Annotated in this window: 21 protein-coding genes; 13 read left to right on the top strand and 8 right to left on the bottom strand. The window is 69.3% G+C overall.

Features of this window, described 5'->3' with window-relative positions:
* The first annotated feature begins 13 nt into the window (after positions 1-13).
* Positions 14-1,282: an amidohydrolase family protein gene (locus AC07OY_RS17670; RefSeq protein WP_495043916.1), complete on the top strand. Its 1,269-nt coding sequence runs from the start codon at positions 14-16 to the stop codon at positions 1,280-1,282.
* Here AC07OY_RS17670 and AC07OY_RS17665 read toward each other — a convergent pair.
* Positions 1,272-3,767 (bottom strand): hybrid sensor histidine kinase/response regulator family protein, encoded by a 2,496-nt coding sequence (locus tag AC07OY_RS17665; protein WP_495043915.1) that lies wholly within the window; start codon positions 3,765-3,767, stop codon positions 1,272-1,274. The genes AC07OY_RS17670 and AC07OY_RS17665 overlap by 11 nt on opposite strands.
* A 207-nt stretch (positions 3,768-3,974) precedes the next feature.
* On the opposite strand from AC07OY_RS17665, the gene AC07OY_RS17660 reads away from it, so the two are divergent.
* On the top strand, positions 3,975-4,529 hold the full coding sequence (locus tag AC07OY_RS17660; protein WP_119042623.1) for a phasin family protein: 555 nt from the start codon (positions 3,975-3,977) through the stop codon (positions 4,527-4,529).
* A 47-nt stretch (positions 4,530-4,576) separates the two neighbouring features.
* On the opposite strand, the gene AC07OY_RS17655 is transcribed toward AC07OY_RS17660, so the two are convergent.
* Positions 4,577-5,461, bottom strand: a complete 885-nt coding sequence (locus AC07OY_RS17655; RefSeq protein ID WP_495043914.1) for an NAD(P)/FAD-dependent oxidoreductase — start codon at positions 5,459-5,461, stop codon at positions 4,577-4,579.
* Positions 5,451-5,915, bottom strand: coding sequence for an RrF2 family transcriptional regulator (locus tag AC07OY_RS17650; protein ID WP_495043913.1), 465 nt, complete (start codon positions 5,913-5,915; stop codon positions 5,451-5,453). The genes AC07OY_RS17655 and AC07OY_RS17650 overlap by 11 nt, the downstream gene beginning before the upstream one ends.
* Before the next feature lie 195 nt (positions 5,916-6,110).
* Here AC07OY_RS17650 and AC07OY_RS17645 point away from each other — a divergent pair, with 195 nt between their 5' ends.
* From AC07OY_RS17645 to AC07OY_RS17620, 6 genes are all read left to right on the top strand, one after another.
* Positions 6,111-6,824, top strand: a complete 714-nt coding sequence (locus tag AC07OY_RS17645) for a LiaI-LiaF-like domain-containing protein (RefSeq protein WP_495043912.1) — start codon at positions 6,111-6,113, stop codon at positions 6,822-6,824.
* A 12-nt stretch (positions 6,825-6,836) separates the two neighbouring features.
* Positions 6,837-7,895 carry a sensor histidine kinase gene (locus AC07OY_RS17640; protein WP_495043911.1) on the top strand — a complete coding sequence of 353 codons (1,059 nt, stop codon included), beginning with the start codon at positions 6,837-6,839 and terminating at the stop codon, positions 7,893-7,895.
* Positions 7,892-8,620 (top strand): LytR/AlgR family response regulator transcription factor, encoded by a 729-nt coding sequence (locus AC07OY_RS17635; protein WP_495043910.1) that lies wholly within the window; start codon positions 7,892-7,894, stop codon positions 8,618-8,620. Before AC07OY_RS17640 ends, AC07OY_RS17635 begins: the two co-directional genes overlap by 4 nt.
* Positions 8,621-8,727: 107 nt before the next feature.
* Complete coding sequence (locus tag AC07OY_RS17630; RefSeq protein ID WP_495043909.1) at positions 8,728-9,231, top strand: gluconokinase; 504 nt, start codon at positions 8,728-8,730, stop codon at positions 9,229-9,231.
* Entirely contained in the window at positions 9,228-10,577 is a 1,350-nt protein-coding gene (locus tag AC07OY_RS17625; protein WP_495043908.1) for an MFS transporter, read from the top strand. The genes AC07OY_RS17630 and AC07OY_RS17625 overlap by 4 nt, the downstream gene beginning before the upstream one ends.
* A 3-nt stretch (positions 10,578-10,580) precedes the next feature.
* Positions 10,581-12,911, top strand: coding sequence for a GH36-type glycosyl hydrolase domain-containing protein (locus AC07OY_RS17620; protein WP_495043907.1), 2,331 nt, complete (start codon positions 10,581-10,583; stop codon positions 12,909-12,911).
* Here AC07OY_RS17620 and gntR read toward each other — a convergent pair.
* The gene (gntR, locus tag AC07OY_RS17615; protein ID WP_495043906.1) at positions 12,903-13,949 is read right to left on the bottom strand and encodes an HTH-type transcriptional regulator GntR; all 1,047 of its coding nucleotides are present in this window, start codon (positions 13,947-13,949) and stop codon (positions 12,903-12,905) included. The genes AC07OY_RS17620 and gntR overlap by 9 nt on opposite strands.
* 267 nt (positions 13,950-14,216) lie before the next feature.
* Between gntR and AC07OY_RS17610 the strand changes: the two genes are divergently transcribed.
* The 3 genes from AC07OY_RS17610 (at position 14,217) to AC07OY_RS17600 (ending at position 19,209) form a co-directional block, all read left to right on the top strand.
* The gene (locus AC07OY_RS17610) at positions 14,217-17,147 is read left to right on the top strand and encodes a TonB-dependent receptor plug domain-containing protein (protein WP_495043905.1); all 2,931 of its coding nucleotides are present in this window, start codon (positions 14,217-14,219) and stop codon (positions 17,145-17,147) included.
* Between the two features lie 308 nt (positions 17,148-17,455).
* Positions 17,456-18,388, top strand: coding sequence for a YihY/virulence factor BrkB family protein (locus tag AC07OY_RS17605; RefSeq protein WP_495043904.1), 933 nt, complete (start codon positions 17,456-17,458; stop codon positions 18,386-18,388).
* Positions 18,385-19,209 (top strand): alpha/beta hydrolase, encoded by an 825-nt coding sequence (locus tag AC07OY_RS17600; RefSeq protein ID WP_495043903.1) that lies wholly within the window; start codon positions 18,385-18,387, stop codon positions 19,207-19,209. The genes AC07OY_RS17605 and AC07OY_RS17600 overlap by 4 nt, the downstream gene beginning before the upstream one ends.
* Before the next feature lie 57 nt (positions 19,210-19,266).
* On the opposite strand, the gene AC07OY_RS17595 is transcribed toward AC07OY_RS17600, so the two are convergent.
* The 3 genes from AC07OY_RS17595 to AC07OY_RS17585 are packed head-to-tail and all read right to left on the bottom strand — an operon-like array spanning position 19,267 to position 21,298.
* Positions 19,267-19,896, bottom strand: a complete 630-nt coding sequence (locus AC07OY_RS17595) for an LON peptidase substrate-binding domain-containing protein (protein WP_495043902.1) — start codon at positions 19,894-19,896, stop codon at positions 19,267-19,269.
* A 4-nt stretch (positions 19,897-19,900) separates the two neighbouring features.
* Positions 19,901-20,833 carry a patatin-like phospholipase family protein gene (locus AC07OY_RS17590; RefSeq protein WP_495043901.1) on the bottom strand — a complete coding sequence of 311 codons (933 nt, stop codon included), beginning with the start codon at positions 20,831-20,833 and terminating at the stop codon, positions 19,901-19,903.
* A gap of 39 nt (positions 20,834-20,872) precedes the next feature.
* Positions 20,873-21,298 (bottom strand): Lrp/AsnC family transcriptional regulator, encoded by a 426-nt coding sequence (locus tag AC07OY_RS17585; RefSeq protein ID WP_119042653.1) that lies wholly within the window; start codon positions 21,296-21,298, stop codon positions 20,873-20,875.
* A 124-nt stretch (positions 21,299-21,422) separates the two neighbouring features.
* On the opposite strand from AC07OY_RS17585, the gene ocd reads away from it, so the two are divergent.
* Both ocd and AC07OY_RS17575 read left to right on the top strand, forming a co-directional pair.
* Positions 21,423-22,460, top strand: coding sequence for an ornithine cyclodeaminase (ocd, locus tag AC07OY_RS17580; RefSeq protein WP_495043900.1), 1,038 nt, complete (start codon positions 21,423-21,425; stop codon positions 22,458-22,460).
* 76 nt (positions 22,461-22,536) lie between these two features.
* Positions 22,537-23,433: a DUF4399 domain-containing protein gene (locus AC07OY_RS17575; protein WP_495043899.1), complete on the top strand. Its 897-nt coding sequence runs from the start codon at positions 22,537-22,539 to the stop codon at positions 23,431-23,433.
* Here AC07OY_RS17575 and AC07OY_RS17570 read toward each other — a convergent pair.
* Positions 23,421-26,354, bottom strand: a complete 2,934-nt coding sequence (locus AC07OY_RS17570) for an HD domain-containing phosphohydrolase (protein WP_495043898.1) — start codon at positions 26,352-26,354, stop codon at positions 23,421-23,423. The two genes, AC07OY_RS17575 and AC07OY_RS17570, sit on opposite strands and share 13 nt — an antisense overlap.
* Positions 26,355-26,372: the final 18 nt, after the last annotated feature.

Here is a 26,372-nt window from a genome sequence, read left to right as displayed (position 1 = left end):
TAGGCTGCACCGCATGCAACCCCAACGCCCGCCTCTCGCCCGGATCGCCGCGGCCCTGCTTTGCTGCGGCATGGCCGCCTCCTCGGCCCCGGCCGCCGACCACGGGGTCCGCGCGCTGCGCGGCGTCAAGGTCTATCCCGCGCCCGACGCGTCGCCCATCGATGACGGCGTGGTGCTGGTGCGCGGCGGCCGCATCGTCGGCGTCGCCAGCAACGACGCGGCCCACGCCGGCATCCCGCCCCTGGCTCCGGGCTGCGACGGTGGCGTGCTGATGGCGGGTTTCCAGAACAGCCACGTCCACCTCAACGGCCCCGCGTTTGCGAAGGCCAGGACCGCCAAGGCGGCCACGCTGGAAGACGGCCTCACGGCCTTGCTGACGCGCTACGGCTTCACCACCGCCTTCGACATCGCCTCCGACCGCGACAACACCCTGGCCCTGCGTCAGCGCGTGAACCGGGGCGAGCTGAAAGGACCGCGCCTGCTGACGGCGGGCCTGCCGCTGTTCCCGCATCAGGGCCTGCCGGTCTACATCGCCCACTTCGACCCCACCTTCCTGGCCAAGCTGCCCCAGCCCGACACGGTGGCCGCGGCGCTTGCGACGGTGAAGCAGAACCTTGACGCCGGCGCCGAGGCAACCAAGCTCTTCCTCGTGACGCCGCAGGCCGGCCGACCGCCCAAGCGCATGGCGGCCGACCTTGCGGCGGCGGCCGCTGGGGAAACGCACCGCCGCGGTCACCTCGTCTTCGCGCATCCGACCGACCTGGACGGCCTGCGGGCGGCCTTGCAGGCCAGGGTGGACATCCTGGCCCACCCGCCGCTCGGCACACCCGGCCCCTGGCCCACGGAGCTGATGGACGCGCTGCGCGCCGCGGGTGTCCACATGGTGCCCACCCTCAAGCTGCTCCGCTACGAGCTCGCCAAGGAGAAGGTGCCACCCCAGCCCGCCGAGGCCGTGCTGCAGGACAGCGTGCGCGAGTTCGGCCGCTTTGCGGCGGCCGGCGGCAAGGTGCTGTTCGGCACCGACGTCGACTACATGGAAGACAGCGACCCCACCGACGAGTACGAACTGATGGCGCAGGCGGGCATGAGCGCGATGCAGACCCTCGCCTCGTTGACGACGACGCCCGCGGAGCGCTGGAAGGAAGCCTCGCGCCGCGGGCGGCTGGCGCCGGGCATGGACGCGGACATCGTGGTGCTGGGCGGCGACCCGGCGCAGTCGGCGAAGCAGTTCGCCAATGTGAAATGCACGCTGCGCGGCGGCCGGGTCATCTTCAGTCGCTGACCACCGCGCCGGATGCGGCCGGGAACGCAGCGCGCAGGCGCGCGAGCAACTCCTCGAGCGCAAGCGGCTTGTGCAGCACATCGAGTCCGGCATCGAGCGCGGTCTGCACATTCTCGGCAAAGCCCGTGATGACCGTCGTGGGCAGCCCGGGCCGCTCCGCGCGCACCTTCAGCGCCAGGGCCACGCCGTCCATCGCACCCGGCATGACCACGTCGGTGAGCACAAAGCCGATGTCATCCCCGAGCCCGGCGGTCTGCAGCAGCTTCCAGGCCTCCGCGGCGTTGCTGGCGCGGGTGACGCGCAGGCCCAGGCTGGCGATCAGCGCCGTCGTGACAGCCGCGACATCGTCGTTGTCCTCCGCCACGAGCACATGCCCCGACAACCTGTCGACGGATGCCGCCGGAGTTGAAACCCCGGCGGCGTCGGCCGCAGGCTCGGCCTCGACCGCCGGCAGGATGAGCTTGACCGTGGTGCCACGGCCCACCTCGCTGTCGATGCGCAGGCTGCCGCCGGCAGCTTCGACGAAACCGCGCACCTGATAGAGGCCGAGGCCCGAACCCGAGCCCGGCCCCTTGGTCGTGAAGAAGGGCTCGGTCACCTGCGGGAGCACTGCGGCGGGAATGCCGTCGCCATTGTCGGCGGCACGGATCACGACCTGCCGGGCGCCCGCTGCTGCATCGACGTCCGCGGCCAGCTCGAAGTTGCCGCCGCTGCGCAGCGCATGCTTGGAATTCACCGCCAGATTGACCAGCGCGAGCTCCAGCTCTGCCGCGTCCACCAGCACCGGCGGAACATTGGCGGCCACCGTGACGCCGAGCTGGATGCGGGACCCCAGCGTCGTGCGCAGCAGCTCTTCCAGCTCGGGCAGCCAGGTCTGCAGGTCAATGACCTCGGGCCTCAGCGCCTGCTTCCTGGTGAAGGACAGCAGCTGGCGGGTCAGCCGCGTCCCGCTCTGAACGGCGCGCCGCATCGCCGCGTTCTGCGGCTCCGATGCCAGCGCCGGGTGCCTGACATTCTGGACGTGCAGGCTGTTGCTGACGATGGCCAACAGGTTGTTGAAGTCATGCGCCACACCCGCCGTCAGCGCGGCGAGGGTCTCGCGCCGGTGCGCCTCGAGGGCGCTCTTCTCGGTCGCGGCGCGCAGCCGGATCTGCTCATGCAGCTCCAGCTGCGCCCGTTGCTCGGACAGCACCCGGCGGCGCGCAATCGTCGTCACCGCGATGAGCATCAGCGTGATGGGCAGCGCCATCGCGCCGACGATCCCCATGGTGCGCACCCAGCCTGCCAGCATGGCCGCTTCGCTGAAGCTGACGACGAGATAGACGGGCAGCCCTTCGAGCCGGCGGAACGCGCCGATACGCGGCTCGCCGGTGGCGGGCATCCGACCGAAGACCACGCCCGACGCCTGACCTTGCTGGATGGCCAGCAGCGACGGGGCATTGGAAGGCAGGCTTGTCACGCCGTCCAGGAGGCGCGGCCAGCGCGCCAGCACCACGCCATCCGTGCGGACCAGGCTGATCGACTCCATCTCCGCGTTCTGCGCCACGATGGCGCGGTAGAAGTCGCGGAAATAGTCCGGGCTCATCGATACGGCAACGATGCCCCTGAAGACACCGTCCGGCGACGGCCGGCGGTGTGTCACGTTGAACAGCTCCCGGCCTGTCTGGCGTCCCGTGATGACCGCGCTGACATCGAAACCGCGGTCCTGCGCCGCCTGCTGGCGAAAGTAGTCGCGGTCGATCACGGTCACCGCCGGATTGACGGCACGATCGCTGCGCACCAGCGGCACCGCCTGCTCGTTCCACACATTGAGGTTCACCACGGACGGCAGGCTGAGCACCATGTCGCTCAATCGTTGCCGCGAGTCGCTCTCATGGGCGCGGATCTGCTCGTCCGGGCCATCGGTCAGCGCCGCCGCCTCGGTGGTCAGCCTCTGGGCCACGTCGAAGGTACGCCGGGCGTGTTCATGGACCAGGTCGGCCCGCCGCACCGCCGTCTCACGCGACGCATGCAATGCCCGGTCATAGGTCCACCAACCCACCACGACGAAGGCGGTGGCCGGCATCAGCACCGCGCCGATCAACGCCGCATTCAGCCAGCGCACCAATGGCGTGGCGGCCCCGGGGGCCTGCGGTTCGGCCCGGCGCCGCAGCGCATCGACGCGTGCAATGAGGATGCACGCCACGGTCATGCCCAGCGCGAACGCCAGCGCCTTGGCGCCGCTGTCGGCGTTCAGTACATCCGGCGGGATGCCGGGCAGCAGCGCCCCGCCGAGGCAGATCAGCGTCGCAAGCGCGCCGGGACCCGCTCCCCACATGAGCGCGCAGAAGAGCGCAACAGGGGCGGCGATGACGAAGGGAAGCCCGTCGCCCAGCACGGGTTGCAGCAAGGCCCGCAGCGCCACCGCAACCAGCGCGGTCAATACCGCTGCCAGCCACTGCGCCTTGGGCGTGGTCGAGAGGCGCGAAGGCAGGGAAATGGGCATCAGGCGGCTGACAAGAGCAGCCGCGACTGTAGAGCCGGCCGCAGCCGGGTCGCCGCAACGCGTTTGTCACACGCTGTCACCCCTAGTTTGCTGCACCGCACAAAAAGTTCTTGCAATCCGGCAAATGACCTCTATCATTGGCTTCATGTTGCAGTGCAGCAAAAGAAGCACAGCAAACGGTTCAACCACCTGAAATCGGAGTCCCCTATGCTGACCGCTGAACAAGTCCTCGCCGCCCACAAGGCCAATGTCGAAACCCTCTTCGGCCTGACCAACAAGGCTTTCGAAGGCGTCGAAAAGCTCGTCGAGCTGAACCTGCAAGTCGCCCGCACCGCCATCAGCGAAGCCGCCGACACCACCGCTGCCGCCCTGTCCGTCAAGGACGCGCAAGAGCTGCTGTCCCTGCAAGCCTCGCTGCTGCAGCCGACCGCTGAAAAGGCCGCCTCCTACAGCCGTCACCTCTACGACATCGCTTCCAGCACCGGCGCCGAAGTCGCCAAGGCCGCTGAAGCCCAGTTCGCCGACGTGCAGCAGAAGTTCGCCGCCGTCGTCGACAACGCCGCCAAGAACGCCCCGGCCGGCACCGAGAACGCCGTCGCCCTGGTGAAGTCGGCTGTCGCCGCCGCCAACAACGCTTTCGAATCGGTCCAGAAGGCCACCAAGCAAGCCGTTGAAGTCGCCGAATCCAACTTCCAGGCCGCCACCAGCCAAGCCGTCAAGGCCACGCAGACCGCGACCCGCGCCAGCAAGCGCGCCGCCTGATCGTTCTGATCTCCTCGGAAAGCCCGGTGCACTGCACCGGGCTTTTTTCATTGCAGGCCGGGAATCAGCGAGCGATGCGTCGCCGCGCCTGTCATGGCCCCGTCGCCGACCGAGATGGCCACATTGGCAAACGCCATCGCCGCATCTCCGCAGGCGAACACGCCTGGCACCGACGTCTCCATCATCGTGCGGCGCAGATAAGGACCCGCCGGCCCCTGTTCGAACTCGCATCCCAGCTGCTCCGCCAGCGGGCTGGCCATGCGGGTGCGCGTCGCCGTGAACAGGCCGGCCAGCGGCAGCAGGCGGCCGTCCGCCAGCTCCACCGTCATGGCCTCACGGATGCGGGCGATGGGCGTTGCCTCGACCGTGACGCCGCGCGCCGCCAATGCCTGAAGTTGGGCGGCATCGGGCACGAAGGCGTCGTTCAGGAAAAAGGTCGTCGGCCCCCAGTCCGGCAGCATCAGCGCGTGATGCATGGACAGCGGGCTGCAGGCCAGCACGCCGATGGCGCCCTGATCCAACTCATAGCCGTGGCAATAGGGGCAGTGGAAAACGGTGCTGCCCCAGCGCTCGGCCAGGCCTTCGACGGGCGGCAGCTCGTCGGCCACGCCGGTCGCCAGCACCAGGCGACGCGCAAGCAGAGTTGCCGCGCCGACACCCACCTCGAAACCCTCGCCCTGCCGGCGCGCAGACGTCGCCAGCCCCGCATGCCAGCTCACGTTCGGATAGGCCAGCAGCTGCGCTTTCGCATCGGCCACGATGTCGGCCGGCGCTCGCCCATCCTGGCCCAGAAAGCCATGCGAGGCAGCGACGAACCGGTTGCGCCGCTGGCCGGCATCGACGACGGCGATGCGCCGACGCGCCCGGGCGAGTTGCAGCGCTGCAGAAAGGCCGGCAAAGCTGCCGCCGACGATGAGGGCGTCAAGCATCATGATGAAGAAAGTCCTGGGGTGACAGGCCACGGGCCTGCATGCGGTGGTGGAAGTCTTCGGCCAGCACGGACAGCTTCACGCCATGCAGGCGGGCAACGAGCAGCGCTTCGGCCTCGGCATAGGCCGTGCCGAGGGCCGTGTTGACGGCCTGCTCGACCAGGCAGGTCGACTTTTCATCGCGCAGCCCGGCGGCCAGGAACGGCGGCGCGCCAAGAGCGGCATGCACATCGCCCAGCGTCATGTCCGACAGCGGGCAGCTCAGCACCCAGCCGCCGCCATGGCCTTTGGCCGAAGCGACGAAGCCAGCCTTGCGCAGGCCCGCCATCAGCCGCCGCACGACGACGGGGTTGGTGTTCATCGCCCGTGCCAGCACCTCGGAAGTCGCGGGTTCCCGGGTCTCGGCCATGTGCAGCAGCATGTGCAGCACGCCGGACAGCTTGCCGTCTCTTTTCATGTAACTATCTTAGTTTCATGAACTGGCGGTGCGCAAGCCGCGGCTGACATGCCCCCGGCCGGCGCAGGGCTGATGGCCGCTCCGCTGGCGCTGCCACCTGTCGATTCGTCGGCGATTGGCGGCGATTCGCCGGATCGCGCGCCGCCAGGCCGCGGCGCGCGTGTCTACTTGCGCCATCGCAACCCGAGCCGCCCCATGAAGCCCCATCGCACCCAACACCACGCCGGCCGCCGCATCGCCTTCGGCCTGGGCGTCATCGGCATCGGCACGCTGGCCCTGCTGGACAACCTGCATCTCTTCGGCATGCCGCTCCTGCGGACCTTCTGGCCCCTGGTGCTGGTGCTGTTCGGCCTGAGCCACCTCGTCTCGCCGCGCCACAGCGGCAGCTGGCTGGTGGGTGTCGTGCTGGTCACCGTCGGCGGCGTGATGACGGCGCACAACCTCGACCTGCTGCACTTCCGGCCACGCGACTGGTGGCCGGTGCTCGTCATCCTGGCTGGCGTGTCCATCCTGATGCGCGGCATGTTCCCGCACCGCCACCGCGAACGCGGTGAAGACACGCCCTCGACGCTGGAGCATGGCGACCGCGTCAACATCGACGCCAGCTTCGCCGCCATCAACCAGCAGAACGATTCGCGCAATTTCAGGGGCGGTCGCATCGACGTGAGCTTCGGCGGCGTCGAGCTGGACCTGCGCCAGGCGGTCATGGACGGCCCCGAAGCCGTGCTCGAGGTCTCGGCCCGCTTCAGCGGCGTCGAGCTGCGTGTCCCGCGTGAATGGCAGGTCGTCGTCGACATCGCACCCACGCTGGGTGGCGTGGACGACAAGACGGTGCCGCCGATGAACCCGACCCAGCGCCTGGTGCTGCGTGGCGACGCGGTGTTCGGCGGCGTCGAGATCAAGAACTGAAGACGCCGCCGCGTGCACCCGCTGCTGACGCACTGGCGCCGCCTGGCCCTCTATCTGGGCGCGGCGCTGTTGGCCGGCCTGGCCCTGGCCGGCCTGCTCGCCGCGCAAGGCCTCGCATCGCTGGGCTGGGCCCTGGTCTGGGCCGCGCCCCTGGCACTGGTGTTCGCCTTTGCGGCCCTGTCGGTCTACTACCTGTGCCGCTCCCGTCCCTTCGGCCCGGGACGCTGGCCCACCGCCCTCGCCTCGCGCGCGGCCGCCGTGCTGCTGCTGTCCGGCATCGCCCTGGCCGTGGCCGCCGCCTGGAACGCCGCTGGATTGCTGTTGGGCCGCGAGGCCGGCTTCATTGCCTTGACGCCGCCCGGCTGGATGCTGGCCTTTGCTGCCTGCCTGGGCTTCTTCCTGCTGGCGACCCTCGCCCATGACGTGCTGATCGCCGCCGAGGTGGCCCAGGGCGCGACCCTGCGCGAGGCCGAGGCCCGGCTGCTGGCGCGCGACATGGAGCTGCAGCTGCTGCGCCTGCAGATCGACCCGCACTTCCTCTTCAACAGCCTGAACTCCATCAGCGCCCTGACCAGCTTCGATCCCGCCGGCGCCCGCCAGATGAGCATCGACCTGGCCCAGTTCTTCCGCCAGACCCTGGCCCTGGGCGGGCGCGAGCGCATCCGCCTGGAGGAGGAGCTGGAGCTCATCGGCCACTACCTCGCCATCGAGCGCCAACGCCTGGGCAACAAGCTGCGCAGCGCCATAGACGCGCCGCCCGAGGCCCTGGCCGCACTGCTGCCGCCGCTGACGCTGCAACCCCTGGTCGAGAACGCGCTCAAGCACGGGCTGCGCGCGCTGGACGAGGGCGGCGTGGTGGAGGTCCAGGCCCTGATTCGCGACGGCTGGCTGCACCTGGCCGTGCGCAACCCCGTTCCCGCCGCACCGACGCGTGAGCCAGGCCTGGGCCAGGGCCTGCGCCATCTGCGCGAACGCCTCGCCGCACAGTACCGCGATCGCGCCCACGTCAGCTGGGGCGCCACCCCCGAAGGCTTCGCGGTCGAGATCAACCTGCCGCTGGAAACCGCATGACGCTGCAAGCCCTGATTGCCGACGACGAACCGCTCGCCCGCCGCCTCGTGCGCGAGTTCCTGAAGCCCCACGCCGACATCGCCATCTGCGCCGAGGCCGAGAACGGCATGGATGCGGCCAAGGCCGTCACCGAACTCAAGCCCGACCTGGTCTTCCTCGACATCCAGATGCCGCGCCTGACCGGTCTGGAGGTGCTGGAGCTGACCGGCCGGCGCGACGGCGTCATCTTCACGACGGCCCACGACCAGCATGCGATGCGGGCCTTCGAGCTGCACGCCGTGGACTATCTGCTCAAGCCCTTCAACCAGGCCCGCTTCGACGCGGCCCTGGAGCGCGCCCGCCGGCTGCGCGGCCAGCCCCAGCCGGGGCTGGAATCCCTGGTGGCGCCCCAGCCGCTGGCGCGCGTGCTGGTGCGCGACAGCGAGCGCGAAGGCGGCTTGCAGGTGCTGGCTGTCGAGGCCATCGACTACATCGAGGCCCAGGCCGACAACGTCGCCTTCCACAGCGCCGGCCGTGACCACCTGAAGGCCCAGCGCATCTCCGAGCTGGAGGAGAGGCTGGACCCGACGCGCTTCGTGCGCGTGCACCGCAGCTTCATCATCAACCTCGCGGCCCTGCAGGGGCTGGAGAAGACCGACAGCGACGCCCATGTCGCGCGCATGAAGAACGGCAAGCGCATCCCGGTGAGCCGCAGCGGCTACGACAAGCTGCGCGCCGTGCTCTGACGCGCCGCGCGAAGGCTGCGGCGGGAAAACACGGAGCCGCGACGGCCTCCCTCCGAGTAGGATAGCGCTATCCAATACATCCAAACCCGGCTCCCGCTCGCGTCCCCATGACTCCATTTGCGCCCGAATCCCTGGTCTTCATGGGCGTCGCCGGGAGTGGCAAATCCACGCTGGGCGCCGCCGTCGCCGCGCAGTTGGGGCGGGTCTGGCTGGAGGGCGATGATTTCCACGGCGAGGCCAACCGCCGCAAGATGGCCGAAGGCCAGCCCCTGACCGACGCCGACCGCGCCGCCTGGCTGGCGGCCCTGTGCGAGCAGTTGCGCCGTCAGCCCCCGGGCGCCATGGCGGCCTGCTCGGCGCTGAAACGCGCCTATCGCGACCAGCTCCGCCAGGCATCACCGGGCCTGCGCTTCGTCTTCCTGGACATTGACAAGGCCGAAGCCCGCCGCCGGGTGATGGTGCGCGGCGGCCACTTCTTTGCGGCCAGCTTGATGGACAGCCAGTTCGAGACGCTGGAGCCTCCCGTCGGCGAGCCCGGCGTGCTGCGCCTGGATACGCTGGCGCCCCTGAGCGAACTGCAGGCCCAGGTCTGCGACTGGTTGAGGACATGAGCCCGAAACCGCTGACCCGCCGCGAGATCGTCGGCTATGGCCTGGGCGACATGGGGTTCAACTTCTACTGGACCAATATCTCGACCTTCCTGCTGATCTTCTACACCGACACCTTCGGCATCACCGCGGCGGCCGCGGCCACCATGCTCTTCGTCGTGAAGATCTTCAACGCCTTCACCGACCCCATGATCGGCGCCCTCGCCGACCGCACGCAGACGCGCTGGGGCAAGTTCCGCCCCTTCCTGCTCTTCATGCCGCTGCCGCTGGCCGTGGTCGGCGTGCTGGCCTATTCCACGCCCGACCTCGGCCCGACGGGCAAGCTGGTCTGGGCCTATGTGACCTATCTGCTGCTGATGACGCTCTACACCAGCGTCAACCTGCCCTACAGCGCCCTGTCCGGCGTGCTGTCGGGCGACGCGCGCGAGCGCAACGCCATCAACGCCTCGCGCTTCGTGGCCGGCTTTGCGGGCGGCACCCTGGTCACGGCCGTGTCGCCACGCCTGGTCGACTGGCTGGGCGGCGGCGACCCCGCCCTGGGCTGGACGCTGACCATGGTTTTCTGGGGCATCGCCGCGGCCGTCATCTTCGCCATCACCTTTGCCACGACGACCGAGCGCGTCCAGCCGACGCAGGCCCAGCCGTCCAGCGTCAGGCAAGACCTGGCCGACCTGCGCAGCAACCGGCCCTGGATCCTGCTGTTCTTCCTGGCGCTGATCATCATGGGCGGCATCACGCTGCGCATGACGAGCGCGGCCTACTACTTCAAATACGTGGTCAACCGGCCCGAGCTGCTGGCCACCTTCGTGCCGGCCTATCTGCTGGCCGCCGCCGCGGGCACGGCGCTGACGCCGCTGCTCACACGCTTCATCGACAAGCGCAAGCTGATGATCGGCCTGATGCTGGCCTCCACGGTGCTGTCGGCCGCCTTCTTGTTCGTCGACGCAGACCAGATCGTGCTGATGTATGTGCTGCAGATCGCGCTCGGCCTGGTGCTGGGCCCGAAGTCGCCGCTGTCCTTCTCGATGCTGGCCGACAGCGCCGACTACAACGAATGGCGCAACGGCCGCCGTGCCACCGGCATGACCTTCGCGGCCAGTTCCTTCGCGCAGAAGCTCGGCACGGCCGTCGCGGTCGCCGTCATCGGTGCGCTGTTCTCGGCCCTGGGCTATGTGCCCAATGCGGTGCAATCCGCCGAGTCCCAGGCCGGCATCGTCTGGCTGATGTCCGTCATCCCGGCCAGCTTCACGCTGCTGGCCGCCGTCCTCATGATGTTCTACACCCTGGACAACCCGACCATGGCACGCATCCAGGCCGACCTGGCCGCGCGCAAACCCACGACTGCCTGACCCATGCTTGGCCCCATCGACGACGGCGAGCGCTACGAGCTCACCAGCCCCATCGCCCTGCCCCAGGCCGGCGGCTTCCTGTGGAACCGCCGCATGATGATCCAGATGACCTGCCGCGGCTATGCCACCGCCCAGTTCATGCAGCCCGAGCCGGCCAAGTACGCGCATGCGCCCAACCTGGAGGCCAAGACCTTCATGCAGCCGGAGCAGGCCTATTACGCCCACCACCCCGGCCGCTTCGTCTACGTGAAGGACGAGGGCAGCGGCGAGCTGTTCTCGGCGCCCTACGAGCCGGTGCGAGCGCCGGTCGAGTCCTTCCAGTTCCGCGTAGGTCGGCACGACCTGGGCTGGACGGTGGAGCACCTGGGCCTGCGTGTGGAGATGGTGCTGGGGCTGCCGACGGACGATGTCGCCGAGCTGTGGGAGCTGCGCGTCACCAATCTGTCGGGCCGCACGCGCCGCATCAGTGTCCTGCCCTATTTCCCCATCGGCTATATGTCGTGGATGAACCAGTCGGCCGAGTGGCGGGCCGACCTGGGCGGCATCGTCGCCAGCAGCGTGACGCCTTATCAAAAGGTCGACGACTACTTCAAGAACCTGCACCTCAAGGACAAGACCTATTTCCTCTGCGAGCGCCAGCCCGACGCCTGGGAGGCCAGCCAGGCGGCCTTCGAAGGCGAAGGCGGGCTGCACAAGCCGAGCGCGCTGCAGGCAGAGCAACTCGCGTGCGGCGATGCGCGCTACGAGACACCGGCGGCCTGCGTGCAATACCGGCTCTCGCTGCAGCCGGACGGCACCGAAACCCTCCGCTTCCTGTTCGGCCCGGCGCTGGACGACGCCGAGATCGCAAACATGCGAGCGGCCTATCTGAGCGAAGCCGGTTTCGCTCGCACCCGCGAGGCTTATGCCCGCTACATCGACGGCGGCCGCGGCTGCCTGCGCATCCAGTCGCCCGACGCCGAGTTCGACAACTTCGTCAACCACTGGCTGCCGCGCCAGGTCTTCTATCACGGCGACGTCAACCGCCTGAGCACCGACCCGCAGACGCGCAACTATCTGCAGGACAACCTCGGCATGGCCTATATCGCGCCGGCCGTCACGCGTGGCGCCCTGCTGCATGCGCTGAGCCAGCAGCATGCCGACGGCTCCATGCCCGACGGCATCCTGCTCGTCGAAGGCGCCGAGCTGAAGTACATCAACCAGGTGCCCCACACCGACCATTGCGTGTGGCTGCCGGTCTGCCTGCAGGCCTATCTGGACGAGACGGCCGACTTCGCGCTGCTGGACGTCGTGGTGAAAGGCCTCAGCGTGGCCGAGCGCCTCGATGCCGCCATGGCCTGGCTGCAGCAGGACCGCGACGCCCGCGGCCTGAGCTTCATCGCCCAGGGTGACTGGTGCGATCCGATGAACATGGTGGGCTACAAGGGCCGTGGCGTGTCGGGCTGGCTGACGGTGGCGGCCGCCTATGCGATGCGGCTGTGGAGCGGCCTCTGCGCCGATGCGGATCGGACCGAACAGGCCACGCGCTGGCAAGCGTCAGCCGACGAACTCAACGCCGCCGCCAACCGCCATCTCTGGGACGGCGACTGGTTTGCCCGCGGCATCACCGACGATGGCGTCGTCTTCGGCGTCAGCAAGGACGCCGAAGGCCGCATCTATCTGAACCCGCAGTCCTGGGCAATGCTCAGCGGCGCGGCGAGCGCCGAACAGCGCCAGAAGATGCTCGCCGCCATCGAGGCCCAGCTCGACACGCCCCATGGCGTGGCCATGTTCGCTCCGCCCTACTCGCGCATGCGCGACGACGTCGGCCGCGTGACGCAGAAGCACCCCGGCTCGGCCGAGAACGGCGCCGTCTACAACCATGCGGCCAGCTTCTACGTGCATGCGCTCTACGGCGCCGGCGAAGCCGACCGCGCTTTCAGCGCGCTGCGCCGCATGATCCCGGGGCCCGATGCCGCCGACTACCTGCAGCGCGGCCAGTTGCCCGTCTTCATCCCCAACTACTATCGCGGCGCCCACAAGCAATACCCGCGTACCGCCGGCCGCTCCAGCCAGCTATTCAACACCGGCACGGCGGCCTGGGCCTATCGCAGCATCATCGAAGGCCTTTGCGGCCTGCGCGGCGAGCGCCAAGGTTTGCGGGTCCAGCCACAGCTGCCCTCGGGCTGGAACGAATTCAGCGCCGAGCGCGAGTTCCGCGGCGCCCGCTTCCTGCTGAATGTGCGCCGCACCGGCAACAACCGCGTGCTGCTGGACGGCCAGCCGCTGCCCGGCGGCCTGGTGCGCGGCATCGAGGCCGGCCGGGAGTACCGCCTGGAGGTCGAGCTAGGCTGAGGCCCGCTTGACGATCTGGAAGCCCAGGTCAAGCTGGGGCTGCTCCACCGGCTGGCCGCGCATCAGCGTCATCAGCATCTGCGCGGCCTGCACGCCGATCTCCACGCGCGGCGTGGCCACGGTGGTCAGCGGCGGCAGCATCTGGTCGCTGCCGGGCAGGTTGTTGAACCCGGCCACGGCCACGCGCTCGGGGACGGCGACGCCCAGGCGCAGCGCGGCCAGCAGAGCGCCCTGCGCCAGGTCGTCGTTGCAGAAGAAGATGGCGTCGGTATCCGGCGCCTCCTTCAGCACCTGCTCCAGCAGCACGCCACCCAGGGCCATGGACGAGGGCTCGGGGCTCAGCACCTTGCTCACATTCGCGGCAAGCCCGGCCTGCTGCATCGCCAGCTCATAGCCCTCGCCGCGCTGCAGGGTGCGCGGGTCCAACTGGGCCGCCACATAGGCGACGCGGCGCCGGCCGCTGTCCAGCATATGCTGGGTGATGGCACGGCCCGCGTCGCGCTGCGAGAAGCCGACGCTGTAGCTGTCCGCCTCGCTGGCCAGTTCCATCACATGCACGCAGGGCACGCCGCTGCCGTGGATGAGAGCCGCCGCAGCCGGGCTGCGGTCCAGGCCGGTGACGATGAGGCCGGCCGGGCGGTGCGCCAGGAAGCTGCGCAGCACGGCCTCCTCCTCGGCGGGGTCGTAGTGGGTGACGCCGATCAGCGTCTGGTAGCCGGCCAACATCAGCTGGCGCTGCAAGGCGTCCAGCAGCTCCACGAACAGCGTATTGCTGAGCTTGGGGATGAGGACGGCCACATGCGAACTGCGGGCCGAGGCCAGGGCGCGCGCTGCCGGGTCGGGCACATAGCCCAGGGCCGCCGCGGCGGCCTGCACGCGTTCGCACAACTCGGCCGCCACGGCCCGCTCGCCACGCAGGGCGCGCGACACCGTGATGGGGCTGACACCCGCCTCGCGGGCCACATCGGCCAGCGTCACGCGGCCGGTGGCGCGGGAGCGTCGGGGAGGCTCTTCGGGCAGGGTCTTGCGGCTGGGCATGGGCTACATGGTATCCCCCATATCGCAGCGCCAGAACGACGCCTAGGATAGCGCAATCCACCCATGAAACGCCGGCGTCATCCGGGGCGTTCTCGGCGGCTGGATGGCCGTCCTCGGGCGGCGCTTGAGGGAGCTGTCGGCCCTCTTTTTTTCAACCAACGGGATAGCGCTATCCAAATCCCGCGCTGTTCCAGGCCACGGCCCGATCGGGGCCAGCGTTCCAAACCACAAGCAGCGGCACAGGCTGCAAGAACCAGGAGACCTCTCATGCCCAGCCCCGGTCGCCAGACCCTGATCCACCTCGCCACCCTCGGCGCCTGCGCTACCTTCGCCCTGCAGGCCCAGGCCCAGACCGCCGAGACGCCTGCTGAAGACGCGGCCAGCGGCAACATCCTCAGCCCCGTCGTCGTGACCGGCTCGCGCATCAACGCCAAGGGCTTCACCCAGCCCACGCCGACGACGCGCATGGATGCCGCCGACCTGGAGAAGGCCGCCAAGCCCAATCTCTTCAACGCCCTGGCCGAGTTGCCGGCCCTGCAGGGCAGCACCGGCCGCACCACCAGCACCAACAGCACCAGCAGCGGCATCCAGGGGCTGAGCTCGCTGAGCCTGCGCGGCCTGACGCCCATCCGAACGCTGACGCTGATTGACGGCCAGCGCGTCATCGGCGCCAACGTGACGGGCGTGACCGACGTCAGCCAGTTCCCGCAGCTGCTGATCAAGCAGGTCGACGTGGTGACCGGCGGCGCCTCGGCCTCCTATGGCTCGGACGCCGTCGGCGGCGTGGTGAACTTCGTCACCGACAAGCGCTTCAGCGGCTTCAAGGCCAATGTCGAAGCCGGCCAGACCAACTACGGCGACGACAAGAACCGCACCCTGCAGGCCGCCTGGGGTCGTGGCTTCCTGGGCGACCGCGCCCACCTGATCGCCAGCGCCGAGTACCACCGCGAGGACGGCGTGCCCTCGCCGCGCTTCGGCGGCGCCGGCGCCAATGGCCGGACCTGGTTCAAGAACCCGGCCTTCCAGGTGCGCCCGATTGGCCAGACCAACGACGGCAAGCCCCAGTACACCTTCATCGAGAACGCCCAGCAGTTCCAGTACGCCAAGTACGGCCTCATCACCAACGGCCCGCTGCAAGGCACGGCCTTCGGCAAGGACGGCGTGCCCTTCAAGTTCAACTACGGCTCGAACGGCGTGCCCACCGGCACCGGCGCCGTGACGGGCTGCGTGACGCCCTTCTGCGTCGGCGGCGATCTGGCCGGCACCGTCGGCGGTGGCACGACCCTGGGCATGAACATGACCCGCCAGGTGGCCTACACGCGCGGCAGCTACGAGCTCAATGACGACCACGAGGTCTTCTTCACCTTCAACTACGGCAAGGTGGACTCGCGCTTCACGCCCAACCCCGGCGCGGCCAAGAACGCCAACCTCACCATCCAGTGCGACAACCCCTTCGTGCCGGCCTCCATCCAGGCCCTGTGCGCGACGAACAACATCACCAGCTTCCAGTACGGCACGTCCAACGCCGTCTTCCCCAAGGACATCGAGGTCAACCCGGTGCGCACCCAGCTGCGCGCGGTGGTGGGCGCCAACGGCAAGTTCGACGCCTTCGGCACGCCCTGGACCTATGACGCCTACGCCCAGCACGGCCAGAACACCATCGACATCCGCGTCGCCAACATGTCGCTGAACGCGCGCTACAACGCCGCCATCGACGCCATCCGCGGCCCCAACGGCAGCATCATCTGCCGCAACCCGGTCGCCGTCGCCTCGGGCTGCAAGCCGCTGAACATCATCGGCGACGTGCCCGCCGACCCGGCCGCCATGGCCTACATCGAGCCCGCCAACGGCCCGCACCAGCATTCGCGGCAGCGCCAGACCGTGGCCAGCTTCGCCGTCAACGGCGAGCCCTTCTCGCTGTGGGCCGGTCCGGTGGCCCTGGCCTTGGGCGCCGAGGCGCGCAAGGAGGCCTACTACGTCACCGGCGACCCCTACGGCAACGGCGTCTCCGCCGGCAGCCCCAACACGCCCGACTACCCGGCCGACCCGCTGCTGAACACCAACATCGGCAACAACTGGTATGCCGGCAACTATCACAACGCCGAGGGCAGCTACACGGTCAAGGAGGGCTTCATCGAGCTCAATGTGCCGCTGTTCAAGTCCCGCGAGATGGGCGAAGCCAACTTCAACATCGCAGGCCGCCACACCCGCTACAGCACCTCGGGCGGCGTCAATGCCTGGAAGGCCGGCTCGACGTGGAAGACCGGCATCGACGGCCTGCGCCTGCGCGCCGTCACCTCGCAGGACGTGCGCGCGCCCAACCTCAGCGAGCTCTTCGCCGCTCCCCTGGTCGTCAACAACACCGTCAACTACCAGGGCACGACGCTGACCGTGCAGCAGCGCACCATCGGCAACACCAATCTGCGCCCCGAGATCGCGCGCAACACCACCTTCGGCATCGTGCTCGCGCAGCCCAAATGGGCGCCGGGCTTCAGCGCCTCCGTCGACTACTTCGACATCAAGGTCAAGGACGTCATCTCCTCGCTGAACGCCCAGCAGGAGGTGGACCTCTGCGTGGCCGGCAACCAGGAGATCTGCGCCGCGATGGACCTCGTCAGCGCGACCAAGTTCGTCACGCTGCAAGCCTTCAACCTCGCCTCCATGCGCAACAAGGGCTTCGACCTCGAAGGCGTCTACCGCTTCGATCTCGGCATGGGCCTGCCGGGCAGGATCACGCTGCGCGCCCTGGCCACGCACACGCGCAGCTTCGTCACCAACTCGGGTGTCGTCGGCACCATCCCGACCGAGGCAGCGGGCGTCAACCTCGGCAACACGCCGAAGTGGAAGGGCCAGTTCTCGCAGGCCTGGGACAGCGACACCGCCAACTTCACCGTCTCGCAGCGCTGGATCAGCAAGGGCGTCTACAACAACGAATACATCGAGTGCCAGGCCAGTTGCCCGGTCTCGACCGTCGTGCATCCGACCATCCTGAACAACCAGATGAAGGGCGCCTTCTACTGGGACATCGGCGGCTCCTACAAGCTGTCGAAGCAGCTGAGCGTCTACTTCAAGATCGACAACCTGACCGATGTCGACCCGGTCGCCGCGCCGCAGACGGGCACGGGCTATGGCATCAACCCCTTCCTCTACGACGTGCTGGGCCGCCAGTACCGCGTGGGGGCCCGCATGGCGTTTTAGGGCCTGCTGACACTACGGCAATGGGTCGCGTTGTGGCCAGAAAGGCCGCAGGCCCGACAGCAGACCGCAAGCTGGGTGTCGACCCAGCGAGGATCTGCAACACAGCATGCGGCCTTTCTGGCCACAACCCTTCGGGCAGGCCCGCCGCTAGGGGCCACTCGTTGTTACAGCCCTAGCCCGCACATGAGTGCGGGCGGCGCGCTGCGTCTAGATTGGCCCCTAGCGGCGGGCCTGCGCGACCCGTTGCCGTAGCGTTAACAGGCCCTACTCCTACAGCGCCGGCCAGCGCCTGACGCCAGACTCGGCGCATGCGCTGGCTTGATCCGATCCGCCCGCTGGGCCGCGTGCTGCTGCTGACCTTCGACGGCTTCCTGGCCGACCGCGGCCCCCGCATGGGCGCCGCCCTGGCCTACTACACGCTGTTCTCGCTGGCGCCGCTGCTGCTCATCGTCGTGTCGGTGGCCGGCCTGGTCTGGGGTGGCGAGGCGGTGCGCGGCGAGCTCTTCGACCAGCTCTCCGCGCTGCTCGGCCCCACCGCGGGCTCGACGGTGGAGAGCATGCTCAAGTCGGTCTCCTGGCCGGCCGGCGGCTGGCTCAGCACCGTCATCGGCCTGGGCCTGATGCTGGTCGGCGCGACGACGATGTTCGCCGAGCTGCAGGACGCGCTGGACACCATCTGGCGCGTGCCGGCCAAGCCCGTGCAGGGCTGGCTGAACTGGCTGCGCGCCCGGCTGCTGAGCTTCGGCCTCATCTTCGGGCTGAGCTTTCTGCTGCTGGTGTCGCTGCTGCTGGACGCGACGATGGCGGCCGCCCAGACCTGGTGGCAGCCCTGGTTCGGCGACTGGCTGCGCATCGCGGCCGTCGTCAACACCGTCTTCAGCCAGGGCCTGGTGGTGGCGGTGTTCGCGCTGATCTTCAAGCTGATGCCCCGCGTGCACGTGGCCTGGCGCGATGTGCTGCTGGGCGCCTTCGTCACGGCCGGCCTCTTTGCTCTGGGCCGGTATGGCATCGGCAGCTATCTGCAGCGCAGCGGCGTCGCCTCCGGCTTCGGTGCGGCGGCCTCGGTGGTGGCCCTGCTGGTCTGGGTGTATTTCTCGGCCCAGATCCTGCTGATCGGCGCCGAATTCACCTGGGCCTACGCAAGAGTGTTGGGTTCGCGGCAGGGTTCTGAGGCGGGAGGCGAAGCGGCTGGGGCAAACTTGCGCCCCGACGCCACGCCGCCACCCCCCTCGACGCGATGACCACCACCACCGACGACGGCCTCAAGCTCCACCTGCGCCACTGGCCCACCCCGGCCGCCGAGCGCGGCCAGGTCCTGATCTGCCATGGCCTGGGCGAGCACATCGAGCGCTATGCCCATGTCGCCGCGGCCCTGAACGCCCCCGGCTGGGATGTGCATGGCTGGGACCATCGCGGCCACGGCCACAGCGAGGGCCGCAAGGGCGACATCCCCGACCACGACGCGCTGCTGCGCGACACGGCCAAGGTCATCGATGCCGTGCGCAAGCCGGGCAAGCGCTTCGTGCTGCTGGGACACAGCATGGGCGGCCTGATCGCCGCGCGCTTCGCCGCCGAAGCGCTCACGGGCAAGCCCGCCGCCTGGAGCCGGCCTCTGGACGGCCTGGTGCTGTCCTCGCCCGCGCTGGACCCCGGACTGTCCGGCTTCCAGAAGGCGCTGCTGGCCGTGGCCGGTTCGCTCTTCCCCGGCCTGGCCGTCAGCAACGGCCTCAAGCCTGAGTGGATCAGCCGCGACACCGCCGTCGTCAAGGCCTATGCCAGCGACCCGCTGGTGCACGACCGCATCACCGCGCGCCTGACCCGCTTCATCGTTGACGCCGGCGCCCGCGCCATCGGCGACGCGCCGCGCTGGACGCTGCCGACGCTGCTGATGTGGGCCGGCGCCGACCGCTGCGTGACGCCGCGCGGCAGCGAGGCCTTCGCCGCGGGAGCTCCCGCCCATGTCGTCGCCACCCAGCCCTGGCCGGGCTTCTTCCACGAGATCTTCAACGAGCCCGAAAAGGCCGACGTGCTGAAGACGCTGACGGACTGGCTGAACCGCTGAGCACGGACCGAGCACCGCAGCTGCGTGCTGTGCGACGCCTTGCGAAGGGCGGCGCGCCTACGAGCGCGACGCCATGATCGCGTCCAGCCGGTCCACCACCAGCTCCAGCCTCAGCAATGGGTTGTCCATGGCCATCAGGCGCTGACGCGCTTCGACCGGCATGGGCAGCAGCTCGGCCCAGCGGTTGGCCAGCCAGCCGGCGTCCTCCCATTGATGGGGCGGCTGCACGGGCAGGTCTTCGGCCGCCGCGCGCGCCGCCCAGCCCGCCAGCAGGTCCTGCAACTGCCGGGCCGCCTTGCGAAGGTCGTCGGGCACCGGCACGGCCTGATCGTCCGGCAAGGCTTGCAGCTGCCCCACCCAAAGGCCGTGGCTGAGACAGCGCGACCCCAGCACCCGAAAGCGCTGCATGCCACGCGTGCGGATCTGGATGAGGCCTGCCTGGGCATGCTCGAAATGCTCGATGCGCGCCAAGGTGCCGATGTCGTGGAAGGCCTCAGCCTGGAAGCCTTCGCCCTCGCGCCGGCGCACCTCGTCACCCGAGGTCAGCGCCACGATGCCGAAAGGCTCGCCGCGCGCATGGCAGCGCTGCACCATGTCCAGATAGCGCGGCTCGAAGATGCGCAGGGCCAGATGCCCGTCGGGAAAGAACACCGAGCGCAGCGGGAAGAGCGGCGTCTCGGCATCCATGGCTTCAACGGGTCTTTTCTGCGATGCGCTGGCGCAGGACCGGCAAGATGGCCAGGGCCGCCTCGCGGCCAGCCTGCACCGCGCGGCGGCGGGCCGTGAAGTCAGCGCTGCCGACGCCATCGAGCTTGGGCCGGATGACGACGTCGGCATCCCTCAGCTCGAACATATTGATGCTGCGGCCCATGATGGAGAAGGTCTGCATCAGCATGCGGAAGGCGTCGCCCGGCGGGTCCTTCTCGGGCGGCGAGGTGATGTCCACCGCGACGACGAGGGTAGCGCCCATCTCCTTGGCGAAGCGCACCGGCACCGGCGACACCAGGCCGCCGTCGACGAACTCGCGCTGGCCGATGCGCACCGGCTGGAACACGGCCGGCACGGCACTCGATGCACGCACGGCCGTGCCGGTGTCGCCGCTGCGGAACAGGATGGAGGAGCCGTCGGACAGGTCGGTGGCGACGATGCCCAGCGGCACCACCATCTGCTCGATGTTCTTGCCGCCAGTCTTGTCGCGGATGAAGCGCGCCAGCGCCTCGCCGCGGATCAGGCCTCGCAGCGGAAAGGACCAGTCCGTGATGGCGCCCTCGTCCATGCTGTCGGACAGGGTCTGCATCTCCTTGCCGTTCTTGCCCGAGGCGTAGAGGGCCGCCACCAAGCTGCCCGCCGAGGTGCCGGCGACGAGATCCACCTTGATGCCGTTCTCCTCGAACACCTGGATGACGCCGATATGGGCAAAGCCGCGCGCGGCACCGCCGCCCAGGGCCAGGCCGATGCGCGGTGGCTTGGGAGGCGGCTTGACGAGGGGCGGTGGATCGGGCGGCGCCGGTGTCGGCGTGACGACGACGGGCGGCTGCGGTGGCTGGCTGGGCAGCACCGAGCAGCCGGCCAGCGCCAGCAGGGAGGCCGCGAGCCAGGCACGACGGATCAGGACAGGATTCATTTCAAGGCAGGGGAAGCGGGCGCACGATAACCGAGCCGGCTAGCCCAGCTTGTAGCTTTGCAAGTGAATGGAGGTCTCGGTGCCGGCAATGCCCTTGATGAGGCGCACCCGCTCCAGCACATCGGCCAGCTCCTGCAGGCTGGAGCTGCGGATCTCGGCCAGCAGGTCCCAGCGGCCATTGGTGTCGAACAGGCCGGTGATGCCCGGCTCGCCGAGCAGGATGGAGACGACCTCGCGGGTGCGGTTCCCCTCCACCGTGATGCTCATCCAGGCGGTGATCTCGTCGGGCACCGAATCGGGCCGCAGGCGCACCGTGTAGCCGGTGATGACGCCGCTGTCCTCCAGACGCGCGATGCGGTTGGTGACGGTGCCGCGTGACACCTTGAGCTTGGCGGCGAGGGTGGCAACGCTCGCCCGGGCATCAGTGCGCAGCAGAGCGAGGAGTTGCTGGTCTAGAGCGTCCATTTTGTTCAATATGGCAATTTCCAGTGCCATTTTGCCAAATTGCCATGCATTACTGAGCAGGACTTGCGCTTCTGTTTGGCATGCCGCCTCGGAAGAATCGCCTCAACACATTCCGGAGACCTTCATGACCACCGTCCTCACCACCCAAGACGTCGCCCGAATCGTGCAGCGCGTCGGACTTCCCGATTTACTGCGCCGCCTCGTCGCCAACCTCGAATCCGACTACCTTCGCTGGGCCGAGTTCGACAAGACGCCCCGTGTCGCCGCCCACTCTGACGACGGCGTCATCGAGCTGATGCCCATCGCCGACGCTTCCCACTACAGCTTCAAATACGTCAACGGCCACCCCAAAAACCATCGCTTCGGTCTGCCGACCGTGATGGCTTTCGGCGTGCTCGCCGACGTGGCGACCGGCTCGCCCGCGCTGCTGTCCGAGCTGACCCTGACCACCGCCATGCGCACCGCCGCCACCTCCGTCATGGTGGCCAAGCGCCTGGCCCGCCCCGACAGCCGCGTGATGGCCCTGATCGGCAACGGCGCCCAGAGCGAATTCCAGGCCCTGGCTTTCCACCACCTGCTTGGCATCCGCGAGCTGCGCCTCTACGACATCGACCCGGCCGCCACCGCCAAGCTGGTGCGCCATCTGCAGGGCACGCCGGGCCTGACGCTGACCGTCTGTGCCTCCATCGCGGAAGCCGTCCGGGGCGCCGACATCGTCACCACGGTCACCGCCGACAAGACCAACGCCACCATCCTGACGCCCGACATGATCGAGCCCGGCATGCACATCAACGGCGTCGGCGGCGACTGCCCCGGCAAGACCGAGCTGCACCGCGGCGTGCTGGAGATGGCCCGCGTCATCTGCGAGTTCGAGCCGCAATCGCGCATCGAGGGCGACATGCAGCAGATGCCGGCCGACTTCCCCGTCACCGAGTTCTGGCGCGTGCTGGCCGGCGAGGCCGCGGGCCGCGAGAGCGATGCCCAAGTCACGGTGTTTGACTCCGTCGGCTTCGCGCTGGAAGACTTCTCGGCCCTGCGCCTGCTGAACGACCTGGCCCAGCAGCTGGGCCTGGGCGCCCCGCTGGACCTGATCCCCAGCATGGCCGACCCCAAGGATCTGTTCGGCGAGCTGCACCTGACCCACCAGCTTCAGGCGGCCTGAGCATCCGCAACTTTCACGACGCTCTTCGCCGGCCCAGGCCACCAGAATCGGTGGCATACGCCGACGGAGGGCTCGCATGGAATCTGCCACTCGACTGACCCTGGGGTTGCTGGTTCTGCTGCCGGCCCTGGCTGCCTCCGAGCCGCTGCCGGCCGACCCGCTGGAACGCCAATGCTGGCTGGCCCACACGGTGCAGCGCACGGCCGTCGACCTGCGCGAGCCGGTCTCGGTGCACTTCGGCAACCTGAAGACCGGCTACCGGGTGCGCACCCCCTTCTGGGTGGAATTCGGCATCCGTGGCATGGGCGTCATCCCGGCTGGCAACCCCAATGACAAGGCCGGCCACCACCACATCCTCATCGACACGCCCCTGCCCAAGGATCACACGGCGCCCATACCCTTCTCCAACACGCACAAGCATTTCGGCAAGGCCCAGACCGGCACCGAGCTGGACCTGCCGCCCGGCAAGCACACCCTGCGCCTGCTGTTCGCCGACCATGCCCACAAGCCCTATTTCGTCTTCAGCAACGAGATCGCCATCGAAGTGGTGGGCAAGCGGGCCAGCGACCCGGCGCCCAAGGTCGTCGCCGGCGACCGCGACAGCTGCGAGGCCTGGTACCAGGACCAGCGCGCCGCGCCGCGCGCCACCAATGGCCGCGAGGTCTATGTGAAGAACCTGCGCGACGACGAGGCCGTGTCCAGCCCCTTCGCGCTGTCGCTCGGCGTGCTGGGCGGCCTGGGCGTGGCGCCGGCCGGCACTGCCATCAAGGACACCGGCCACTTCCGCCTCGCCTTCACGCCCAAGGGCGGCGGCAACGTGGTGCGCCAGAACCTCACCGATGGCCGCAGCGAGGCCGTCGTCGACCTGCCCCTGGGCGACTACGAGGCCGTCGTCAGCCTGCACGATGGCGCCGGCGAACAGCTGTTGAAGGGCGCGCCCCTCAGGTTCAGCGTCAGCCGTCAGGACAGATAGGCGCCGACGTCCTTCACGTCGACCAGCTCGGCCGCCATGAAGCGCCGCGCGTAGTCCAGGCAGACGCCGGAGCGCAGGAAGAGCTCGAACAGTTCGGGGTCGAGATGGCCCTCGCCCACCATGCGCCGCATGATGGCCAGCGCCTCGGACAGGCGCTTGCCGGGCTTGTAGGGCCGGTCGTCGGCCGTCAGCGCCTCGAAGACATCGGCCACCGCCATCATGCGGGCCTGCGGGCTCATCTGCTCGCCGGTCAGGCCGCGCGGATAGCCCTTGCCGTCCATGCGCTCGTGGTGGCCGCCGGCGATCTCGGGCACGTCGCGCAGATGCTTGGGGAAGGGCAGCTCGTGCAGCATCTTGAGCGTCTGCACGATGTGGTCGTTGATCTTGTAGCGCTCCTCCTCGGTCAGCGTGCCGCGCGAGATCGTGAGGTTGTGCAGCTCGCCGCGGTGATACAGGTGCTCGGGCTGCCTGAGCTTGAAGCCCCAGCGGTTGTCGCCGGGCAGCTGCTCGGTGGCGGGGCGCGACAGGATGTGCTCGGGCCGGTCCTGCAGCAGCCGTTCGGCGGCCGGCAGCGGCGGACGCGTCCTGGGCTGGCGGCGCAGCTCCTCGATGGACAGGCCCAGGCTGTCATCCAGCGTGCGCGACCAGCGCTGCTCGCCGATGCGGCGAAGCCGCGCCACCGCTTCGGGGTCCAGGGCCTCGCCACCCACATTGCTGGCTGCGACGAAGGCGTAGTCGGCATCCAGCGCAGCCTGGGGCGCGGCGGCGGCGGCACGGGCGCGCTGCGTGCCCGCCTCGCCCAGCTCGGCCTCCAGCTTCTCGATCAGCACGTCGCGCTTGAGCACCTCGAAGCGCGTGCGGATCTCGTGCACGCGGTTGTAGAGAGTCTCGAGCTTGGTGGCCTTGTCGACGACATATTCCGGCGTCGTGACCTTGCCGCAGTCGTGCAGCCAGGCCGCGATGTGCAGGGCCTCCCACTGGTCGGCGTCCATCGTGAATCCGGCATAGGGGCCATCGGTGGCCTCGCAGGCGGCCTGGGCCAGCATCTTGGTCAATTCGGGCACGCGCTGGCAGTGGCCGCCGGTGTAGGGGCTCTTGGCATCGATGGCGCCGGCGACGAGCTGGATGAAGCTCTCCAGCAGCTCCTTGCGGGCGCGCAGCAGCAGCTGGTTGTCGATGGCCACGGCGGCAGTCCCCGACAGCGCACTGACAAAGGCCACGCGGGCCGCGCCCAAGGGTTCGAGCGGCCGCTCGGCCGAACGCGGGAAGGTCAGTGTCAGCGTGCCGATGGTCTCGTGCTGGCTGTTCTTCAGCGGCATGGACAGCAGCCGCATGCGCGAGGCGCCCAGGCCGGCGAACAAGCGCTCGTAGGCCGCGAGGTGGGCCGGGTCGTCCCAGCTGAGGTCGACCTCCACCGGCCCGTTGGCGCGCAGCGCATGCACCGGCGCCGCCACGCTGTCGGCGGCATCCACCTGCCAGGTCAGGCCGCGGCGCGACGAGGTCTCGCCGCCGATGCGCGAGGCCGCCGGCTCCAGCGTCTGGCCATCGGACGACAGCAGGTGGACGGAGCCGCCGCTGGCGCCGGCCACGGCGATGGTCTCGCGCAGGATGAGGTCCAGCAGGGTGTCGAAATCACGCTCGGCGCTCAGCGCATCGCTGATGTCCAGGAAGCGCCGCAGCGAATGCTTCATGGCCGTCATCGCGATGGCCAGGCGGTCGACCTCGCGGATCAGGCTGCGCTTGGGGTCGGGGCCGTCGAACTCGAAACGCTCGATGGCCTCGGCCTGGCGGGCCAGGTTGCGCAGCGGCCGCGACACGCGGTCGGCCAGCAGATGCACGAGCGGCAGCAGCAGGAACATCAGGGCCAGCGAGATGTAGAAGCTGTGGCGGCGGCTCTCGAGCTGGAAAGCCTGCAGTTCCTCGCGCGGCGCCGCCATCAGCAGCACCAGGGGCGCTCCGGCGTCGACGGCTCCCTGCAGCGGCAGCGCATGGCTGACCCATTCCTGGCCAGCGATGGTCTGCACCGGCGCGAGATGACCCTCGGCATCACGCCGGCCCCACAGCTCGCGCATCAGCGGCGACCCGGCCTCCCCCACGCGTGGCAGGCCCTGGCCGTCCTTCAGCACGGCGCTCTTTTCACGCCGGGCCTCGGCCAGCATCTCGCCGCCCTGGGTCGCGATCAGCAACTCGGCCGAGCGGCTGATCTGGGGCTTGCTCAGCATGTCGCCCAGGGCCTTCAGACTGACGTCGGCGCCGACGATGGCGCCGCCATGGGCCTGGGCCAGGGTCACGCCAGGCTCGCCCGTCGTGAAGAAACGGTAGGGCGCCGACTGCACCAGTTTGCCCTCGCCGGCCTGTTGGGCCAGCGTGAACCAGGGCCGGGTGCGCGGGTCGAAGTCGTACTCGGGGCGGTCGCGCTGCAGCAGCTCGCGCAGATCGGCGTCGTAGAAGCGATAGCTGCCGCGCGGCGGCGCGCCGCCGTCGCGGTTCACGCTCTGCAGCCCGAAGGCGGCCCCGGGCGGAGCCTCCATGCGCTTGCGCGTCGCGACATCGCTGAGGCGGCGCAGCAGCACGAAGGAGCCGCCCGAGTTGCCGGCATAGACCGCCGATACCGAGGCATTGACACGCAGGGCCGCCGCCATCTGCGGCAGGGCGGCCAGGCGCTCGGCCTCGCTGCCGGCCCGGCCCAGGGCGCCCGTGGCCAGCAGGGCCACGCTGACCCGTGCCGGCCTCAGCTCGGTCTCGACGGCCGCGGCCGCCTCGCGGCCGATCCGCTTCGCGGCAGCACCCGCCTGCTGCAGCATCAAGGCGTCGCTGCGCGAGCGTTCGTGCAGCAACAGCACGCCGTACACCAGGGCCACCAGGCCCACCATCAGAAAGCTCAGCGTGATGTAAAGCGTCTTGGGCTTGATGGGCGGCATGGGTCCTGAAAGGCAGCA

This window comes from Roseateles sp. GW821-FHT09H10 (assembly GCF_059415865.1).
The sequence above is the reverse complement of the archived record's forward strand: the minus strand, read 5'-3'. Positions and strand labels throughout refer to the sequence as shown.

What these genes read in the sequence shown, in the direction of transcription:
- AC07OY_RS17670 (WP_495043916.1), top strand. Translation starts at nt 14, where the DNA reads ATGCAACCCCAACGCCCGCCTCTCGCCCGGATCGCCGCGGCCCTGCTT.
- ocd (WP_495043900.1), top strand. Translation starts at nt 21,423, where the DNA reads ATGACCACCGTCCTCACCACCCAAGACGTCGCCCGAATCGTGCAGCGC.
- AC07OY_RS17575 (WP_495043899.1), top strand. Translation starts at nt 22,537, where the DNA reads ATGGAATCTGCCACTCGACTGACCCTGGGGTTGCTGGTTCTGCTGCCG.
- AC07OY_RS17595 (WP_495043902.1), bottom strand. Translation starts at nt 19,896, where the DNA reads ATGGATGCCGAGACGCCGCTCTTCCCGCTGCGCTCGGTGTTCTTTCCC.
- AC07OY_RS17660 (WP_119042623.1), top strand. Translation starts at nt 3,975, where the DNA reads ATGCTGACCGCTGAACAAGTCCTCGCCGCCCACAAGGCCAATGTCGAA.
- gntR (WP_495043906.1), bottom strand. Translation starts at nt 13,949, where the DNA reads ATGCCCAGCCGCAAGACCCTGCCCGAAGAGCCTCCCCGACGCTCCCGC.
- AC07OY_RS17630 (WP_495043909.1), top strand. Translation starts at nt 8,728, where the DNA reads ATGACTCCATTTGCGCCCGAATCCCTGGTCTTCATGGGCGTCGCCGGG.
- AC07OY_RS17605 (WP_495043904.1), top strand. Translation starts at nt 17,456, where the DNA reads ATGCGCTGGCTTGATCCGATCCGCCCGCTGGGCCGCGTGCTGCTGCTG.
- AC07OY_RS17650 (WP_495043913.1), bottom strand. Translation starts at nt 5,915, where the DNA reads ATGAAAAGAGACGGCAAGCTGTCCGGCGTGCTGCACATGCTGCTGCAC.
- AC07OY_RS17570 (WP_495043898.1), bottom strand. Translation starts at nt 26,354, where the DNA reads ATGCCGCCCATCAAGCCCAAGACGCTTTACATCACGCTGAGCTTTCTG.
- AC07OY_RS17590 (WP_495043901.1), bottom strand. Translation starts at nt 20,833, where the DNA reads ATGAATCCTGTCCTGATCCGTCGTGCCTGGCTCGCGGCCTCCCTGCTG.
- AC07OY_RS17620 (WP_495043907.1), top strand. Translation starts at nt 10,581, where the DNA reads ATGCTTGGCCCCATCGACGACGGCGAGCGCTACGAGCTCACCAGCCCC.
- AC07OY_RS17665 (WP_495043915.1), bottom strand. Translation starts at nt 3,767, where the DNA reads ATGCCCATTTCCCTGCCTTCGCGCCTCTCGACCACGCCCAAGGCGCAG.
- AC07OY_RS17585 (WP_119042653.1), bottom strand. Translation starts at nt 21,298, where the DNA reads ATGGACGCTCTAGACCAGCAACTCCTCGCTCTGCTGCGCACTGATGCC.
- AC07OY_RS17610 (WP_495043905.1), top strand. Translation starts at nt 14,217, where the DNA reads ATGCCCAGCCCCGGTCGCCAGACCCTGATCCACCTCGCCACCCTCGGC.
- AC07OY_RS17645 (WP_495043912.1), top strand. Translation starts at nt 6,111, where the DNA reads ATGAAGCCCCATCGCACCCAACACCACGCCGGCCGCCGCATCGCCTTC.
- AC07OY_RS17655 (WP_495043914.1), bottom strand. Translation starts at nt 5,461, where the DNA reads ATGATGCTTGACGCCCTCATCGTCGGCGGCAGCTTTGCCGGCCTTTCT.
- AC07OY_RS17635 (WP_495043910.1), top strand. Translation starts at nt 7,892, where the DNA reads ATGACGCTGCAAGCCCTGATTGCCGACGACGAACCGCTCGCCCGCCGC.
- AC07OY_RS17600 (WP_495043903.1), top strand. Translation starts at nt 18,385, where the DNA reads ATGACCACCACCACCGACGACGGCCTCAAGCTCCACCTGCGCCACTGG.
- AC07OY_RS17625 (WP_495043908.1), top strand. Translation starts at nt 9,228, where the DNA reads ATGAGCCCGAAACCGCTGACCCGCCGCGAGATCGTCGGCTATGGCCTG.